This is a genomic window from Nocardioides sp., from assembly GCF_036267815.1.
GTDB lineage: Bacteria > Actinomycetota > Actinomycetes > Propionibacteriales > Nocardioidaceae > Nocardioides.
In genome coordinates, this window is sequence record NZ_DATAVI010000089.1 from 1 (window position 1) to 15,723 (window position 15,723).

16 protein-coding genes are annotated in these 15,723 nt (G+C 70.8%); 8 read left to right on the forward strand and 8 right to left on the reverse strand.

Going from position 1 to position 15,723, the window contains the following annotated elements:
- The first annotated feature begins 42 nt into the window (after positions 1–42).
- Positions 43–699: a glycosyltransferase gene (locus tag VHW64_RS18450; RefSeq protein ID WP_329652043.1), complete on the forward strand. Its 657-nt coding sequence runs from the start codon at positions 43–45 to the stop codon at positions 697–699.
- 19 nt (positions 700–718) lie between these two features.
- Here VHW64_RS18450 and VHW64_RS18455 read toward each other — a convergent pair whose 3' ends face one another.
- The 3 genes from VHW64_RS18455 to cysD form a co-directional block, all read right to left on the reverse strand.
- Complete coding sequence (locus VHW64_RS18455) at positions 719–1,978, reverse strand: nucleotide sugar dehydrogenase (RefSeq protein WP_329652044.1); 1,260 nt, start codon at positions 1,976–1,978, stop codon at positions 719–721.
- A gap of 51 nt (positions 1,979–2,029) precedes the next feature.
- Positions 2,030–3,280 carry a sulfate adenylyltransferase subunit 1 gene (locus VHW64_RS18460; protein ID WP_329652045.1) on the reverse strand — a complete coding sequence of 417 codons (1,251 nt, stop codon included), beginning with the start codon at positions 3,278–3,280 and terminating at the stop codon, positions 2,030–2,032.
- Between the two features lie 162 nt (positions 3,281–3,442).
- Positions 3,443–4,363: a sulfate adenylyltransferase subunit CysD gene (gene cysD / locus VHW64_RS18465; RefSeq protein ID WP_329652046.1), complete on the reverse strand. Its 921-nt coding sequence runs from the start codon at positions 4,361–4,363 to the stop codon at positions 3,443–3,445.
- A gap of 74 nt (positions 4,364–4,437) precedes the next feature.
- On the opposite strand from cysD, the gene VHW64_RS18470 reads away from it, so the two are divergent.
- Positions 4,438–4,767 carry a PqqD family protein gene (locus VHW64_RS18470; RefSeq protein ID WP_329652047.1) on the forward strand — a complete coding sequence of 110 codons (330 nt, stop codon included), beginning with the start codon at positions 4,438–4,440 and terminating at the stop codon, positions 4,765–4,767.
- 47 nt (positions 4,768–4,814) lie between these two features.
- Positions 4,815–6,035 carry a VCBS repeat-containing protein gene (locus VHW64_RS18475; protein WP_329652048.1) on the forward strand — a complete coding sequence of 407 codons (1,221 nt, stop codon included), beginning with the start codon at positions 4,815–4,817 and terminating at the stop codon, positions 6,033–6,035.
- 40 nt (positions 6,036–6,075) lie between these two features.
- Here VHW64_RS18475 and VHW64_RS18480 read toward each other — a convergent pair whose 3' ends face one another.
- The 3 genes from VHW64_RS18480 to cysC all read right to left on the reverse strand — a co-directional run bounded on the left by VHW64_RS18480 (position 6,076) and on the right by cysC (position 10,217).
- Positions 6,076–7,113: a sulfite exporter TauE/SafE family protein gene (locus tag VHW64_RS18480; protein ID WP_329652049.1), complete on the reverse strand. Its 1,038-nt coding sequence runs from the start codon at positions 7,111–7,113 to the stop codon at positions 6,076–6,078.
- Positions 7,114–7,289: 176 nt separating this feature from the next.
- Positions 7,290–8,324, reverse strand: coding sequence for a sulfite exporter TauE/SafE family protein (locus VHW64_RS18485; protein ID WP_329652050.1), 1,035 nt, complete (start codon positions 8,322–8,324; stop codon positions 7,290–7,292).
- A gap of 105 nt (positions 8,325–8,429) precedes the next feature.
- Positions 8,430–10,217, reverse strand: a complete 1,788-nt coding sequence (gene cysC, locus VHW64_RS18490) for an adenylyl-sulfate kinase (RefSeq protein WP_329652051.1) — start codon at positions 10,215–10,217, stop codon at positions 8,430–8,432.
- Between the two features lie 262 nt (positions 10,218–10,479).
- Here cysC and VHW64_RS18495 point away from each other — a divergent pair, with 262 nt between their 5' ends.
- The 5 genes from VHW64_RS18495 to VHW64_RS18515 all read left to right on the forward strand — a co-directional run bounded on the left by VHW64_RS18495 (position 10,480) and on the right by VHW64_RS18515 (position 13,359).
- Positions 10,480–11,457 (forward strand): asparaginase, encoded by a 978-nt coding sequence (locus VHW64_RS18495; RefSeq protein WP_329652052.1) that lies wholly within the window; start codon positions 10,480–10,482, stop codon positions 11,455–11,457.
- Positions 11,454–11,720 carry a hypothetical protein gene (locus tag VHW64_RS18500; protein WP_329652053.1) on the forward strand — a complete coding sequence of 89 codons (267 nt, stop codon included), beginning with the start codon at positions 11,454–11,456 and terminating at the stop codon, positions 11,718–11,720. Before VHW64_RS18495 ends, VHW64_RS18500 begins: the two co-directional genes overlap by 4 nt.
- Positions 11,721–11,830: 110 nt before the next feature.
- Positions 11,831–12,199 carry a helix-turn-helix transcriptional regulator gene (locus tag VHW64_RS18505; protein ID WP_329652054.1) on the forward strand — a complete coding sequence of 123 codons (369 nt, stop codon included), beginning with the start codon at positions 11,831–11,833 and terminating at the stop codon, positions 12,197–12,199.
- A gap of 85 nt (positions 12,200–12,284) precedes the next feature.
- A complete protein-coding gene (locus VHW64_RS18510; protein WP_329652055.1) occupies positions 12,285–12,884 on the forward strand; it encodes a hypothetical protein in 600 nt (199 codons plus the stop codon).
- Between the two features lie 130 nt (positions 12,885–13,014).
- The gene (locus VHW64_RS18515; RefSeq protein WP_329652056.1) at positions 13,015–13,359 is read left to right on the forward strand and encodes a phosphomannose isomerase type II C-terminal cupin domain; all 345 of its coding nucleotides are present in this window, start codon (positions 13,015–13,017) and stop codon (positions 13,357–13,359) included.
- On the opposite strand, the gene VHW64_RS18520 is transcribed toward VHW64_RS18515, so the two are convergent.
- Together VHW64_RS18520 and rfbB are read right to left on the reverse strand one after the other, a co-directional pair.
- Positions 13,341–14,723, reverse strand: a complete 1,383-nt coding sequence (locus VHW64_RS18520) for a bifunctional dTDP-4-dehydrorhamnose 3,5-epimerase family protein/NAD(P)-dependent oxidoreductase (RefSeq protein WP_329652057.1) — start codon at positions 14,721–14,723, stop codon at positions 13,341–13,343. The two genes, VHW64_RS18515 and VHW64_RS18520, sit on opposite strands and share 19 nt — an antisense overlap.
- Positions 14,724–15,722 (reverse strand): dTDP-glucose 4,6-dehydratase, encoded by a 999-nt coding sequence (gene rfbB, locus VHW64_RS18525; protein ID WP_329652058.1) that lies wholly within the window; start codon positions 15,720–15,722, stop codon positions 14,724–14,726.
- Between the last annotated feature and the right edge of the window lies 1 nt (position 15,723).

Sequence of the window (15,723 nt, forward strand, 5' to 3'; positions counted from 1 at the left end):
CTGCACCGGTCCGTCGTCTGGCACTGCACCTCCGACGCCGAGGTGGACGACGTGCGCACGATCATGGGTCTCCGATCCGACGTGATCGTGCGGCCCAACGACACCCTGTTCACTCCCGCTGCGGAGGTGTCCGCGGTCTCCGCCCCACCACGACTGCTCTTCTTCGGCCGACTGGCGCCTATCAAGGGTCTGGACCTGCTGCTGGAGGCGCTGCGAGAGGTGCAGAAGCCGCTGACGCTCGACATCTACGGTCCGGAAGAGGACGCGGCGTACACCGAGCGATGCCGCTCGCTGAGCCAAGCGACGTCGCCGGAGGTGGAGGTGCGCTTTCTCGGGCCTCTCCCTCATGAGCGGGTGGCCGCAACGGTCCGCGGCTATGACCTCATGGTCGCGCCCACGGCCAGCGAGAACTTCGGCCAGTCCATCGCCGAAGGCCTGTCTGTCGGAGTGCCGGTGATGGTCTCCGACGTCACCCCGTGGACGACGGTCGTCCAACCCGGGGCCGGGATCCTGGTGCCGGAGCGGACGGCCGAATCCTGGGCTGCCTCACTCAACGACTACCTGGACCGCTCGACCAACGCGCGGGCTGAGCTGAAGGAAGGAGCACTCGCCGGGTTCCGGGACTGGCTCGGTCACCGAGCGACGGGCGGTGTGCTGTCCGATCTCGAAGCGCGGGTGGAAGCCAGACAACGCTCCTGACGCGAGTCACTCCGGAAGGTCAGAGCCGCTCGACCTTGCCGGCGAGCCGGTTCCTCGTGTCGAGCACGTAGGCATCGGCAGACTCGAGGAGTGAGTAGTCAAAGGCATCGTGGTCGGTGAGGACCAGGATCGCGTCCGCGTCACCCACCTCGGCGGCTGTCAGCTCGACGCGGGTGATCTCCTCGGGAAGACGGTGGTCCTCAACGAAGGGCTCGACGGCGTGCACCTCTGCGCCTTCGGCCAACAGGAGCTGTGCCACCCGCACGGCGGGTGACTCGCGGGGGTCACCGGTGTTCTTCTTGTAGGAGAGACCGAGCACGAGCACTCTGCTCCCGTTCAGTGAGCGCCGACGGGCATTGAGGCCGGCCATGACCCGGCGGACCACGTAGTCGGGCATGTGGTCGTTGATGTCGTTGGCGAGCTCGACGAACCTGAAGTTCTGCCCCAGCGTGCGCCGAACCTGCCACGAGAGGTACGACGGGTCGACCGGGAGACAATGACCCCCCACGCCGGGACCTGGAGTGAACTTCATGAACCCGAACGGCTTGGTGCCCGCGGCGTCGATCGCCTCCCAGATGTCGATCCCCAAAGACTCTGCGAACACGGCAAGCTCGTTGACCAGGGCGATGTTGACGTGGCGGAAGGTGTTCTCGATCAGCTTCGTGAGCTCCGCCTCCTTGGGGGTGCTCACGCGAACGGTGCGATCCACGAGACTGTCGTAGAGGTCCTGAACCGCGGCAGAAGATGCCTGGTCTATCCCAGCCACCACCTTCGGGGTCGTGACGAACGTGTAGGTCTGGTTGCCCGGGTCGATGCGTTCGGGGGAATACCCCACGTAGAAGTCTCTACCCGCGACCAGCCCACTGCCCGCCTCGAGCAGAGGGACGAGCAGCTCCTCGGTCGTCCCTGGATACGTGGTCGACTCCAGGACCACCGTCGCGCCAGGGCGCAGTCGCTGGGAGAGCGTCTCTGCTGCCTGCTCGATGTAGGAGAGGTCCGGGACCGTCTCCTTCAGCGGAGTCGGCACGGTGATGATCGCGAAGTCGAAGTCACGCAGCTGGCCCGGATCCGTCGTTGGCAGATAGCGTCCGCTCGCCAGAGCGTGTGCGACGGCTTCCCCGGAGACGTCTTCGACGAACGAGGTGGCATCGGCCAACGCGCGGATGCGTACGTCGTCCACGTCCAGGCCGACCACGTCGTAGCCCTGCTCAACCGCCCGCATGGCGATCGGCAGGCCGACGTAGCCCTGACCGACAACGGCCAGCTTTGGTGACGGCAACGATCCTCCCGATGCGATTGCGAAGATGGTCGCCGAGACCCGACTGATGCCTCAGGCGCCCGTGTTGATCATCCCGGCGCCGACGGTGACGCCGGTGGCCTCGTCGATCAGGATGAAGGAGCCCGTGGTGCGGTTCTGCGAGTAGGGGTCGCACAGCAGCGGCACGGTGGTGCGCAGCTGGACGCGGCCGATCTCGTTGAGCCCGAGCTCCTTGGTGTCCTGGTCGCGGTGCAGGGTGTTGACGTCGAGGCGGTACTGGATGTCCTTGACCAGCGCGCGGCCCATCCGGGTCGTGTGCTTGATCGCCAGCTTCTGGCGGGGGCGCAACGGCTCGTTGGTCATCCAGCAGACCATCGCGTCGATGTCCTGGCTGGGCTTGGGCGCGTTCTTCACCCGGGCGATCATGTCGCCGCGGCTCACGTCGACGTCGTCGGTGAGGCGCACCGTGACCGACATCGGCGGGAAGGCCTCGGGGATCTCCTGGTCGAAGAGGTCGATGCCCTCGATGGTCGACGTCATCCCGCTGGGCAGCACGACGACCTCGTCACCGGGCTTCAGCACGCCGCCGGCGACCTGTCCGGCGTACCCGCGATAGTCGTGGTACTCGTCGCTCTTGGGGCGTACGACGTACTGCACCGGGAAGCGGGTGTCGACCAGGTCGCGGTCGGAGGCGACGTGGACGTGCTCGAGGTGGTGCATCAGCGTCGGTCCGTCGTACCACGGCGTGTTGTCGGAGCGGATGACGACGTTGTCGCCCTGGAGGGCGGAGATCGGCACGACCGCGAGGTCGGGGATCGACAGCTTGGTGGCGAACTGCGTGAACTCGTCGTGGATGCGCTCGTAGATCTCCCGCGACCAGTCGACGAGGTCCATCTTGTTGATCGCGAGGACCAGGTGCGGGACCCGCAGCAGCGACAGGAGTACGGCGTGCCGGCGGCTCTGCTCGGTCAGGCCCTGCCGGGCGTCGACGAGCACCAGGCCGAGGTCGGCGGTCGAGGCGCCGGTGACCATGTTCCGGGTGTACTGGATGTGCCCCGGGGTGTCGGCGATGATGAACTTGCGGGCCGGCGTCGCGAAGTAGCGGTAGGCCACGTCGATGGTGATGCCCTGCTCCCGCTCGGACCGCAGACCGTCGGTCAGCAGGGCGAGGTCGGTGTAGTCGTAGCCGCGCGAGTGGCTGGTCGCCTCGACGGCCTCCAGCTGGTCCTCGAAGATCGACTTGGAGTCGAGCAGGAGCCGCCCGATGAGGGTGGACTTCCCGTCGTCGACCGAGCCGGCGGTGGCGAATCGCAGGAGGTCCATCAGGTCATGTCTCCTTCTCCCAGGCCGTCGCGAGCGACGGCTGGGCGGGTGTCTGGCAAGGCGGAGGAGCGAGGCGATGCGGAGCCATCGTCGAACGACGACAACGCAGCCAGACGCCCGTCCGGGCGTCGCGCAGCAGGTCTGGGAGAAGGAGCCATGGCCTTAGAAGTAGCCCTCTTTCTTGCGGTCCTCCATGGCGGCTTCGGAGAACCGGTCGTCGCCTCGGGTCGCGCCGCGCTCGGTGACGCGGGCGATGGCGATCTCGTCGATGATCTTGTCGAGGGTGTCGGCGTCGGACTCGACGGCACCGGTGAGCGTGAGGTCGCCGACGGTGCGGTAGCGCACCGTCTTCTCGATGACCTCCTCACCCGGCTTGCAGGGGTTGAGCGGGCTCTCCGACATCCACATGCCGTCGCGGTTGAAGACGCGGCGCTGGTGGGCGAAGTAGATCGTCGGCAGCTCGACGCCCTCGTGACGCAGGTAGTGCCAGATGTCGAGCTCGGTCCAGTTCGACAGCGGGAAGACGCGCATGTGCTCGCCGCCGTGGAGCTTGCCGTTGTAGAGGCTCCACAGCTCGGGGCGCTGGTTCTTCGGGTCCCACTGACCGAAGTCGTCGCGGTGGGAGTAGACGCGCTCCTTGGCGCGCGCCTTCTCCTCGTCGCGACGGCCGCCGCCGAACATCGCGGTGAACCCGTTCTCCTCCACGCAGTTCAGCAGGGTCGCGGTCTGCATCCGGTTGCGGCTGGTCTTGCCGTCGTCGACGACCACGCCGCTCGTGATGGCGTCGTCGATGCTGGCGACCACGAGGTGGACACCGAGGCGACTGACCCAGTTGTCACGGCACGACAGCACCTCGGGGAAGTCCAGCCCGGTGTCGATCTGCACCAGCGGGAACGGGATCTTGGCCGGGAAGAACGCCTTCTCGGCCAGCCGGAGCATCACGATGGAGTCCTTGCCGCCGGAGAACATCAGGGCCGGCTTCTCGAACTCGGCCGCCGCCTCACGGAAGATGTGGATCGACTCCGCCTCCAGCTGGTCGAGCTGGCTCAGCTGGTAGTCGGCGTGCGTGGGTGGAGCAGTCATCAGCGTGTGGGCGCCTCTCGAGTCGGACAGACGGACATGGTATCGACGGATGCGGTCACGCCTAAACTCGGCGGGTGGCCGAGACCTCCATCAGCAGCGACGCGGACCAGCCCCGGCCGGCCGTCTGGCGGCGCGCCACCAGCACGGCGTACGTCGCGTCGACGCCGGGCTCGCCGGACCGCGCGGTCGTGCTGGACCTCAGCCACCCCGAGCGGCCGCCGTACGTCTTCGAGGACTCCGCGGCCCGGATCTGGGAGTGCCTCGACGGCGAGCGCACCGAGGCCGAGGTCGCCGACCACCTCGCCGAGGAGTTCGAGGTCGAGGCCGGCGCCCTCGCCGCTGACGTGCGCGGTTTTCTCGGCGAGCTCGAGCGCCTGGGACTCGCGGAGCAAGGTCCCTCCTGACCGGAAGGACCGTCGCGCTCGCGGCCCGACACGACTAACGTCGGCCCATGCCCGTGACCTCATCGCGCCTGCGCTCGCACCGGGCGATCCCGGGCATGGTGCGGGGGCCTGCCACCATCCTGGCCGTGGTGGCACTGGTCCTCACCATGGCCGGGGCAGCCGGCGCCCGGGCGCACTTCGACTACCGGAAGGCACACAGGTACGCCGCCGGTGCCTACCCGTCGGCCGTGGCAGTGGCCGACTTCAACCAGGACGGCATCCCCGACCTGGTCGTCGCACGCGATCTCTCCAGCAGCGTCGCCGTGCTCCTGGGCAAGGGGAACGGCAGGTTCAAGCGCGCCAGGCAGTGGGCGACCCAGCCGAACGGCAACCCGGAGGCGGTCGCGGTGGGCGACCTCAACGGCGACGGAGTGCCCGACATCGTGGCCACCGACAGCGACGGTTCGAGCCTCATGGTCCTGATCGGCAAGGGCAACGGCCGGTTCCGTCCTGCGGTCAAGGAGTATGTCGGCTGGATTCCGCGCGGTGTCGTGGTGGCCGACTTCGACCACGACGGCCATGCGGACATCGCCACCGCCGACGAGCAGGACGACGAGGTGTCGCTCCTCAACGGCACGGGCTGTGGGTGGACGAACAGCCCCGACACCTGCGGCAGCACCCCGGCGTTCGAGCCCGTTGAGAGCTTCCCGTTGCCCAAGCGCGCCGAACCTGGCGCGATCGCGGCCGGCAACCTCAACGGCGACCGGCTTCCGGATCTTGCGGTGGCCGACCAGAAGGGCAACGCGATCAGCCTGCTGCGCAACAACGGTGGCGACGGAGCCCAGGCCTTCGACCCGGCTGTGACGGTCTCGACCGGCCCGCACACCCACCCCTCGCACGTGGCCATCGCCGACCTCAACCGCGACGGCCACCCCGACGTGGTCACCACAGGCGCCACCGACGGGATTCACGTCCTCCTGCATGCCGGCCGCTTCTCGCCGGACATCAGGGTGAAGACGGTGGCGAAGAGCCATCCGACGAACGGACTCGCGGTCGGTCGGCTCGACAAGGACAAGTGGCCCGACGTCGTCATCGGCACGCCCTACAGCCAGCTGTGGATCTACCGCGGCACCGGAACCTCCTCCTTGCTGGCGAAGGCGGCCGAGATCCAGGCCCGGGCAGCTGGCATCACGGCCGCGGCGATCGCGAACGTCGACCATCACGGGCGCCCCGACCTGGTTGGTCTCGAGCCGCGCGCGGGCAATGTGGAGGTCCTCCTGGCCCGGTGAGGGCCGGCGGTCCCGACGGGCTCGACCGACGGGGCCGGCATCAGTGGCGGAGTGCTCGCGGCTCGCCGTCCGGCTCGGGGGTACGCGCCGCCGCCTCGGCCCCAGGTCTGCCGCGCTCGAGCTCGGCCACCGTCGGGGCGCCGTACATCGGCAGCCCCTGGGTCCGGCGCACCAGCCCCCACACGAAGGGCATGACCACGATCATGGCGACGCCGACCATCGCGATCAGCACGGGGTGGGTCTGGTCGTCGCCGGATCCCAGCGGCGCCCAGCCCGCCTTGTCGAGCAGGGCCAGCCCGGACATCGTCAGGACGACGACGATCCCGCGGCGGATGAACGACTGCGGTACCCGGGGTGCGATCCGGCTGCCGAGGATGCTCCCGGGGGTCGACCCGATCACCAGCGGGATCAGGATGTGCCAGTCCAGGCCGTTGAGGGCGATGTTGGAGATGGCGGCCGCGATCACCAGCGGCACCGCCTGCACGAGGTCGGTACCCACCAGCCGCAGGGCCGAGAGTCCGGGGTAGAGCATGACCAGCGCGATCATGATCACCGAGCCGGAGCCGACGCTGGTGATGCCGACGAGCAGCCCGCCGAGGGCGCCGACGGCGACCGTGACGAGGGGTCGGATCGGCGGGTTGGGGTCGGCGGTGTCGCCGCCCGAGGAGACCCGGCGCAGGTTGATCACCAGCCGCAGGGCGTACGTCGCGGCGGCGAGCAGCAGCGCGAAGCCGATGTACTCCTTCAGCTTGGTGTCCAGATCGGCGGAGCTCCCGACCGAGTGGTGCAGGAGCCAGGGTCCGAGCAGCGCGAAGGGGACCGAGCCGAGGATCAGCCACCGGGCCAGCTCCCAGTTGGGCTTTCCGGCCCTGGCGTGCGTGATCGCGCCGCCGCTCTTGTAGATCGCGGCGGCGGTCAGGTCGGCGGTCACGACCGTCGAGGCGCCGCCGACGCCGAGGAAGATCAGGGCCGGCGTCATCAGCGCGCCGCCCCCCATCCCGGTGAGGCCGACGATCGTGCCGACGACGAACGCGGCGGCGACGATCGAGAAGAAGTCAGACGTGAGCCAGCTGCCCATGGGCGCGGTCCTTCCATAGAAGGTTGAGCAAGACCGGTAAGTTTACTGATTGAGATGAGTTTGTCGACTCAGGCCCGCCGCTTTACCCCATCCGGGGTATCCGCGGCGGGTTCGCGCGGCCGGTTCGCTCAGTGCGACGACGACTCGTCGCCCCGCCGGGCTCAGGGGCTCAGGGGTCAGGGGCTCTGGGGCTCGTCCGCGGCCGGCTCGTCGCTCGGCGTACGACGTGGGCCGGGGTCGCCGCCCTCGAGCTGGGCGACGGTCGGCGCGCCGAACATCGGCAGCCCCTCCGTGCGCCGGACCAGCCCCCAGACGAGCGGGCCGAGCACCACCATGGCGATGCCGACGCCCGCCACGAGCACCGGATGGGTCTGGTCCTTGGCCGAGCCCAGGGGAGCCCAGCCGGACTTGTCGAGCAGCGCGACCCCGGACATCGTCAGCACGATCACGATGCCGCGGCGGATGTAGGACTGCGGCACCCGGGGTGCGATCCGGCTGCCCAGGATCGTGCCCGGCGTCGACCCGAGGACCAGCGGGACCAGGATGTGCCAGTCGAGCCCGTTGATCGCGATGTTGGAGGCGGCGGCCGCGAGCACCAGCGGCACGGCCTGCACGAGGTCGGTGCCGACCAGCCGGACCGGCGGGAGTCCGGGGTAGAGGATCAGCAGGGCGATCATGATCACCGAGCCGGCGCCCACGCTGGTGATGCCGACCAGGAGACCGCCGAGGGCTCCGACGCCCAGGGTGACCAGCGGACGGATCGGCGGGTCGGGGTCGGCCGGCGTCGGATCGCCGTGGGAGCGTCGCAGGTTGAGGTAGATGCGCAGGGCATAGGTGGTGGCGGCGAAGAGCAGCGCGAAGCCGATGCACTCCATCAGCAGGCGGTCGACGGTGGCCTTCGAGCCGCCGGCGAAGCCGTGGACCACCCATGGTCCGACCAGTGCCGCGGGCACCGAGCCGATGATCAGCCACTTCGCGAGCACGAGGTTGGGCGAGCCATGACGAGCGTGCGTCAGGGCGCCCGCGCTGCGCGAGATCGCGGCTGCGGTGAGGTCGGCCGTGACGACGGTCGAGGCGCCGCCGACGCCGAGGAAGATCAGGGCCGGCGTCATCAGTGCTCCGCCGCCCATCCCCGTCAACCCGACCACGATGCCGACGAGGAAGCCGGCGATCAGGATCGAGGCGAAGTCAGAGGTGAGCCAGCCACCCATGGGCGCGGTCCTTCCAAGGAAGGTGGGGTAGGTCGCTCGAATCTACCGACTCCGTGGACGAGCCCTCCGACCGAGGCGCGGCTCGGAGCGTCGTGCCGGCCCCGGTCACGCGGTGCGGAGGCGTTGGACCAGCACGTCGAGGAGCTCCTCCATCTGCCTCCCGGCCCGGGCGGCGGCCTCGGGGCCGCGCCGGTAGGGGTCGGCGATGTCGTGCTCCGGGGCGGCCGGCACGCGTCGTGCGAGCACCGCGTCCACCAGCGCCCGACCGCGCAGCTGGGGGTCGGCCGCCTGGGCGCTCTCCACGAACTGGCCGACCGTGAAGGTCCTGCGGAACGCCGCGGGCCGGTCCTCCAGGAGCCGCGTGCGGTGCTCGGCCTCGGCGGTCAGCACGAGGTCGGCCTGGTCGATGAGCTCCCCGGTGAGCGGCCGGCTGCGGAAGCCCGCGATGTCGGTGCCGTGTCGCGCGAACTCGGCGGCCATGGTGTCGCTGACCGGCTCGTCGGTGAACCCCTGAGTGCCCGCGCTGGTCACCTCGACGCCGGCGCCGGGTCCGAACAGCTGGCGGGCGCGCAGCTCGAGGTACGGCGAGCGGCAGATGTTCGCCGTACACACGAAGAGGACCCGCAGGGGCCCCTCACTGGTCCCCTCACCCTGGTCGTCCCCCTCAGGCCGGGCCTGGGCCCCGCCCGGGGCGGACGACCCGCGTGGGCGAGCGAGGTAGCCCTGGTCGGCGAGGGCGCTGAGGACCTCGTCGCGGCAGTCCTCGACCGTCCGGCCGGTCGTGTCGACGCGCAGATCGGCGTCCGCCGGCTCCTCGTACGGCGAGGAGATGCCGGTGAAGTCCGGGATCTCCCCGCGCCGCGCCTTGGCGTAGAGACCCTTGCGGTCCCGGCGCTCGCACTCCTCCAGTGGCGTCGCGACATGGACCAGGAAGAAGGCGCCCCCGGCGTCGCGGGTCATGGCCCGCACGTCCTGGCGGGTCGCGTCGAACGGCGCGATCGGGCTGCACACGGCCACGCCGCCGTGCCGGGAGATCTCGGCCGCGACCCAGCCGATCCGGCGGATGTTGGTCTCGCGGTCCTCCCGGCTGAAGGTGAGGCCCGCCGACAGGTTCCGCCGTACGACGTCGCCGTCGAGGCTGGTGACCGTGCGCTCCCCGGACTCGAGCAGGGAGTCGATGACGGCCTGGGCCACCGTCGACTTGCCGCTGCCCGACAGGCCGGTGAAGAACAGCACGAGCCCGCGGCGGTCGGGGGACGGCTGGTCGGCGTCGACGATCTCGGCGATGTCGTCGGGGTACTCGTCGTCGGAGTCGCCGGGATCGGGCAGTGCCAGGACCGGGTCGGGCCCGGCGTAGACCGCGCACACGTGGGCGCCGAGCTCGTGGTCGACCTGGGCGTCGCCGTGCGAGGCCAGCGGGACCGCGACGACGGCAGTGCTCGGCAGGTGGGCAGCCGCGGCGAGGGAGGCGCGCAGCAGCGCGACCGGAGACAGCTCGGCAGCCCCGGGCCCGGTCATCGCCAGCAGCACCAGAGGGGTGCCGACCTCGCGCAGGCTGGCCAGCTCGTCCTCGGACAGCGCGTCGACGACCGGGACGAACGTCGCTCCGGCGTACCGCTCGCGCACGGCCGCCGGCGTCAGGTGCAGCCGGCGGAAGGGACCGTGCTGGGCCACGCTCAGGGTCTCGAAGGAGCCGTCCGGATGGAGCAGCGCGAGCGGGAGCCCCTCGGGGTCGACCAGCTCGACGTCCTCGCCGACGAGCGCCTCCGGGAGCTCGATGGTCACCGGCGAGCCGGGCTCGTCGAACGCCGTGACGGGAGCGAGCGCCCCTCCGGCGAGGAGCTCCAGGTCGGCCAGCTCGCGCGGCGACGGACAGTGTTGGGGCCGGGGCACGGGGACATCCTGCCAGCCCGTTGAGTGGCGCCTTCCGACCCGTTGAGTGGCGCCGCCGACCCGTTGAGTGGCGCCTCCCGACCCGTTGAGTGGCGCCTCCCGACCCGTTGAGATGCGGATTCGAGTCATGCATCACGCTCCGGATCGACACGGCGTGATCGGAACCCGCCACTCAACGGGTCGGAAGGCGCAACTCAACGGGTCGGAAGGCGCAACTCAACGGGTCGGGAGGCGCAACTCAACGGGTCGCTAGGGTGGCCGGGTGAACGCCGTCCCGGTCGCCGAGATCGTCCGCAACGGCTTCGTCGAGGGACATCACTACGGATCGCTCGTGGCGCTCGACGTGTCCGGCAGCCCCGTGTGGTCGGTGGGAGACGCCGACGTCCCGGTGCTGCCGCGATCGAGCAACAAGCCGCTTCAGGCGCTCGGCATGGTGCGGGTCGGGCTCGACCTGCCTCCCGACCTGCTGGCCCTGGCCTGTGCGTCGCACTCGGGGGAGCCCTTCCACATCGAGGGCGTACGCCGGATCCTCGCCGGTGCCGGCTTGTCGGAGGCCGACCTGCGCACGCCCCCCGACTATCCGCTGGACGACGACGCCCGCGAGGCCGTGATCCGCGAGGGGGGGTCGCGGGCGCCGGTGCTGATGAACTGCTCCGGCAAGCACGCCGCGATGCTCGCCACCTGCGTCGCCAACGGCTGGCCCACCGACACCTATCGCGACCCCGAGCACCCGCTCCAGCAGGCACTCGCGACGACCTTCGCCGACGTGACCGGTGAGCCGATCGCGGTGACCGCGGTGGACGGCTGCGGCGCGCCGCTGTTCTCCGCGTCGCTGATCGGTCTCGCGCGCGGCTTCCGCAGGCTCGCGCTGGGCGTCGACGCATCCGGGGCGCCCGACCCGGACGCCGCCCGGGTCGCCGAGGCCATCCGCGCCCACCCGGCGTACGTCTCGGGGACGACGCGCGACGAGCTCGCCCTGCTGAGGGCGATCCCGGGGGCGATCGGCAAGGCCGGGGCCGAGGGATGCTACGCCGTGGCGCTGCCCGACGGGCGCGCGTTCGCGTTGAAGACCGACGATGGCGCCGCCCGGGTGCGGCCAGTCCTGATGGCGCAGGCCCTGCGCCGGGCCGGCGTTCTCGAGGAGGACGGCGTCGACGCCGAAGCCGTCGCCCGCACCGGTGTGGTCCCCCTGCTCGGAGGCGGGGAACCCGTGGGCGAGATCCGAGCCATCTTCACGTGATCGCCGGGCTGGTGCTGGTGGCGCTGGTCCTGACCGTGCGGCTCACCCACGCGCGCAGACCGCGCGCGGGCTACGTGCTGGTGCTGGTGTCGGTGCTCTGGCTCGTCGTCGACAAGGCCATGGAGGGGCCGACCGTCCTGTACGTCACGGCGCGCCACGGCCTCACCGCGGCAGATCTCGCCGGCCTGGTCGGCATCCTCCTCGGGCTCCACCAGGCCTGGCCCGACGTCCGGCAGCGGTGGCATCGGGTGCGTGACCGCTAGCAACGTGTGCTGTCGAGAAGCCCAGTGTTCACTGGGAATTTCTGGGCTGTGAGCCCACTCACGTCCGCGTGAGCTTGCAAATCGCTAGCAGCGGCAAGCACGATGGAGGAGTGGCCAGGAGCAAGGTCGGCAAGACCGTCGAGACGCTCGGTGAGTACCTCCGCGACCAGCGGGAGTCCTCCCGGCTGTCGCTGCGGCAGCTCGCGGAGCAGGCGGGCGTGTCCAACCCCTACCTGAGCCAGATCGAGCGCGGGCTACGCCGGCCGTCGGCCGAGGTGCTCCAGCAGCTGGCCAAGGCGCTGCGCATCTCCGCCGAGCAGCTCTACCTGCGCGCCGGCATCGTCTCCCCCGACGAGGGTGTCGGGGGCTCCGTGGAGCTCGCGGTGCTCGGTGACCCGCTGCTCAGCGAGCGGCAGAAGCAGACCCTGCTCGACGTCTACGCGTCGTTCCTGGCGCTGAACGCGAGCGAGACCGCCTGAAGACCACCCACCCGGCTCGCGCCGTGACCACCACCACCCACGGGGGCCGCCCTGCCGCGGTCCGCGTACCAGAAGGAGAGACACCATGGCCAAGGCCAGGTTCGACATCCCCGCCCAGCTCCCCTCCGGAGTCACCCGCCCGCTGTACGCCGGCCTCGGCGCGACCGACCGCATGGTCGCCGTCGTCCGTGACGCCGTCGCCGACTTCTCGAAGCGCGCGTCCTCGGTGCGCGACGAGGTCGTCGCCTTCGACTACGAGCCGCAGGCGCTGCGTCGCCAGGCCACGCAGGCCGTGACCGCCGGCGTCGCCGGCCTCCAGAGCGAGGCCAAGGACATCCCGGTCCGGCTCACGAAGCTGGTCGACGACCAGGTCGCCGTGGCCGGTGACGCCTTCGGCGAGCTCGTCAAGCGCGGCGAGACGCTCGTGGGCCGCATCCGCCGTCAGTCCTCGACCACCGAGACGGTCTCGGCGGCCAAGACCACCACGGCCAAGGCGCGCACCACGCGCACCCAGGCCACCAAGACCGCTCGCAGCACGGCCACGAAGACCGCCTCGACCGCCAAGCGGACCGCTCGCAAGAGCCCGGCCGCCAGCAGCGCCAAGGCGACCTCGACGTCGGCCAAGAAGACCGCGAGCAGCGCCGCCCGCGCGACCAAGGACGCCGCCAAGAAGATCGGCGACTGACCGAAGCCTCGTTGAGTTGGCCCCCCGGGTCCCTTGAGTTGGCCCGTGCGGTTTCGATCTGAGCCCGGGGGGGCCAACTCAACGAGTCGGTTTGCCGGTGCGCGATGACGGTGCGTGAGACCCTGGTGGCATGGAGTCCGACGAGCGCCCCTGGGGGTCCTGGCACGTGCTCGACGAGGGGCCGGGGTACAAGGTCAAGCGGATCGAGGTGCGCCCCGGCGCGCGCCTGTCCTACCAGACCCACCAGCACCGCGCCGAGCACTGGACGGTCGTGCGAGGTACGGCGACCTGCACGCTGGACGGCGAGACGATCGAGGTCAAGACCGGCGGCGACGTCGAGGTGCCCATCGGGACGCCGCACCGGATCGCCAACCTCCACGACGACGACCTGATGCTGATCGAGGTGCAGGTCGGCGACTACACCGGTGAGGACGACATCGTCCGGCTCGACGACGACTACGGCCGCGCCCAGTAGGCGCGGAGAGCGTCGCGCTGGTCCTCCGGCTCGAAGCCCGTAGCCCGCAGCTTCGCCAGGTCCAGCACGCTGGACGGCGGCCGGGGCGCCGAGGGCCGCGTCGCGGCGTACTGCTCGGTCGAGACCCGCACGACGTCTGATCGCCGGCGTCCGGCCAGCTCGAAGACCTCGGCGGCGACGTCCGCCCACGACCAGGGCTCGCCGGCGTTGGTGACGTTGTAGGTGCCGTACGGCGCGCCGGAGTCCACGAGGTGGCGCGTCCCGCGGGCGATCTCGGAGGCGAAGGTGAGCCGGCCGATCTGGTCGCCCACCACGCTCGGACTCGCGCCCTGCTCGGCCGACCGGCGCATGGTGCGCACGAAGTTGCTGCCGTCGCCGACCACCCAGCTGCTGCGCACCACGTAGTGCCGCGGGGTCACGGCGACGCCGAGGTCGCCCGCGGCCTTGCTCTGCCCGTAGACCCCCAGCGGGCTTGGTGCCTCGTCCTCCCGATGCTCGGCCCGGCGGCCGTCGAAGACGTAGTCGGTGGAGTAGTGCACGAGGGTCAGGCGATGCTCGGTGGCCAGCCTCGACAGGACCGCCGGCGCCGCGGCGTTGACCGCCCAGGCAGCGGCACGTCCCTCGGGATCCTCGGCGCCGTCGACGTCGGTGTACGCGGCGGCGTTGAGGACCACGTCGTAGTCGTGCCACGGCCAGGCGGCGAGCGCCTCGGTGTCGGTCACGTCGAGCTCGCGTCGGCTCACGGCGTCCGCCCCGGGGAACGCCTCGGCGAGGGCGCGGCCCACCTGTCCGCCGGCGCCCAGCACCAGCGCGCGCCGCTCGCGGATGGGCTCGAGCTCGGCGAGCGGGGGGTTCGACAGGTCCTTCTCGGAGACCCGGGCCTGAGCGAGCGGGATCGGCCAGGCGATGCCGACTGCCGGGTCGTCGAGCCGCACCGACGGGTAGCGCTCGTCGGCCTGCCAGTGCCGGTTGATCAGGTAGCTGTACGCCGTGCCGTCCTCGAGCGTCTGGAAGCTGTTGCCGACGCCGCGAGGCACGAACACCGCCACCCCCGGCGCGAGCTCCCGGGTGACGACCTGCCCGAACGTCGCACCCTCGCGGAGGTCGACCCACGCGCCGTACGCGCGTCCCGTGGCGACGGTGACGTACTTGTCCCACGGCTCGGCATGGATGCCGCGGGTCGCGCCCCGTGAGGTGTTCCACGACAGGTTCGCCTGGACGGGGCCGAAGTCGGGCAGGCCCAAGGCGGTCATCGTCGCCCGGTGCCAGATCTCCTCGAACCAGCCCCTGCCGTCCTCGTGGAGGTCGAGGTGGACGACGAGCAGGCCGGGGATCGTCGTCCGCTCGACCGACGGGCGCGCCACCTACTGCCCCGTCGCGGCGTACGCCGCCTCGGTCGCGGCCTTGTCCGAGGCCCACCAGTCGCGATGGGCGCTGTACCAGGCGATCGTCTCGACCAGGCCGGCCTCGAAGTCCTTCAGGCGCGGCTGCCAGCCCAGCTCGGAGCGGAGCAGGCCGGACTCGATGGCGTAGCGCCGGTCGTGTCCGGCGCGGTCCTCGACGTGCACGAGCTGGTCCTCGTCGCGGCCCATCAGCCGCAGGATGGTCCGGGCGACCTCGAGGTTGCTGTGCTCGCCGTCGGCGCCGACCAGGTAGGTCTCCCCGACGCGGCCGCGCTCCAGGATGGCGAGCACGGCGCTGCTGTGGTCGTCGGCGTGGATCCAGTCGCGGACGTGCTCGCCCGAGCCGTAGATGCGCGCCGGGCGACCCTCGAGGATCTCGGTGATCTGGCGGGGGATGAACTTCTCGACGTGCTGCCAGGGGCCGTAGTTGTTGGAGCAGTGCGAGATCGTCGCGCGCACCCCGAAGCTGCGAACCCAGGCGCTGACAAGGTGGTCGGCGCCGGCCTTGGTCGCGGAGTACGGGCTGCTGGGACGGAACGGCGTGTCCTCGGTGAACCGCTTCGGATCCTCCAGGGCCAGGTCGCCGTACACCTCGTCGGTCGAGACCTGGTGGAACCGCACGTCGTAGCGGCGCACCGCCTCCAAGAGCAGGAAGGTGCCGACCAGGTTGGTCTGCACGAACGGCGTCGGGTCGCTCAGGGAGTTGTCGTTGTGCGACTCCGCGGCGACGTGCACGACGGCGTCGCTGTCGGCGACCAGCGAGTCGACCAGGGCGGCATCGGCGACGTCGCCCACCACCAGCCGCACACGGTCCGGCGGAAGGTCGTCGAGGGACTCGGGGCTGGCTGCATAGGTGAGCTTGTCGAGCACGTCGACCGACGCGTCGGTCTCGCTCACGAGACGGTGCACCAGGCTGGAGCCGACGAACCCGGCACCGCCGGTGACCAGCACGCGCCTCATG

Excerpts from the sequence above, each read along its gene's own strand:
- cysD (WP_329652046.1), bottom strand. The coding sequence starts at position 4,363 with ATGACTGCTCCACCCACGCACGCCGACTACCAGCTGAGCCAGCTCGAC.
- VHW64_RS18460 (WP_329652045.1), bottom strand. The coding sequence starts at position 3,280 with ATGGACCTCCTGCGATTCGCCACCGCCGGCTCGGTCGACGACGGGAAG.
- rfbB (WP_329652058.1), bottom strand. The coding sequence starts at position 15,722 with ATGAGGCGCGTGCTGGTCACCGGCGGTGCCGGGTTCGTCGGCTCCAGC.
- VHW64_RS18515 (WP_329652056.1), top strand. The coding sequence starts at position 13,015 with ATGGAGTCCGACGAGCGCCCCTGGGGGTCCTGGCACGTGCTCGACGAG.
- VHW64_RS18480 (WP_329652049.1), bottom strand. The coding sequence starts at position 7,113 with ATGGGCAGCTGGCTCACGTCTGACTTCTTCTCGATCGTCGCCGCCGCG.
- VHW64_RS18510 (WP_329652055.1), top strand. The coding sequence starts at position 12,285 with ATGGCCAAGGCCAGGTTCGACATCCCCGCCCAGCTCCCCTCCGGAGTC.
- VHW64_RS18485 (WP_329652050.1), bottom strand. The coding sequence starts at position 8,324 with ATGGGTGGCTGGCTCACCTCTGACTTCGCCTCGATCCTGATCGCCGGC.
- VHW64_RS18475 (WP_329652048.1), top strand. The coding sequence starts at position 4,815 with ATGCCCGTGACCTCATCGCGCCTGCGCTCGCACCGGGCGATCCCGGGC.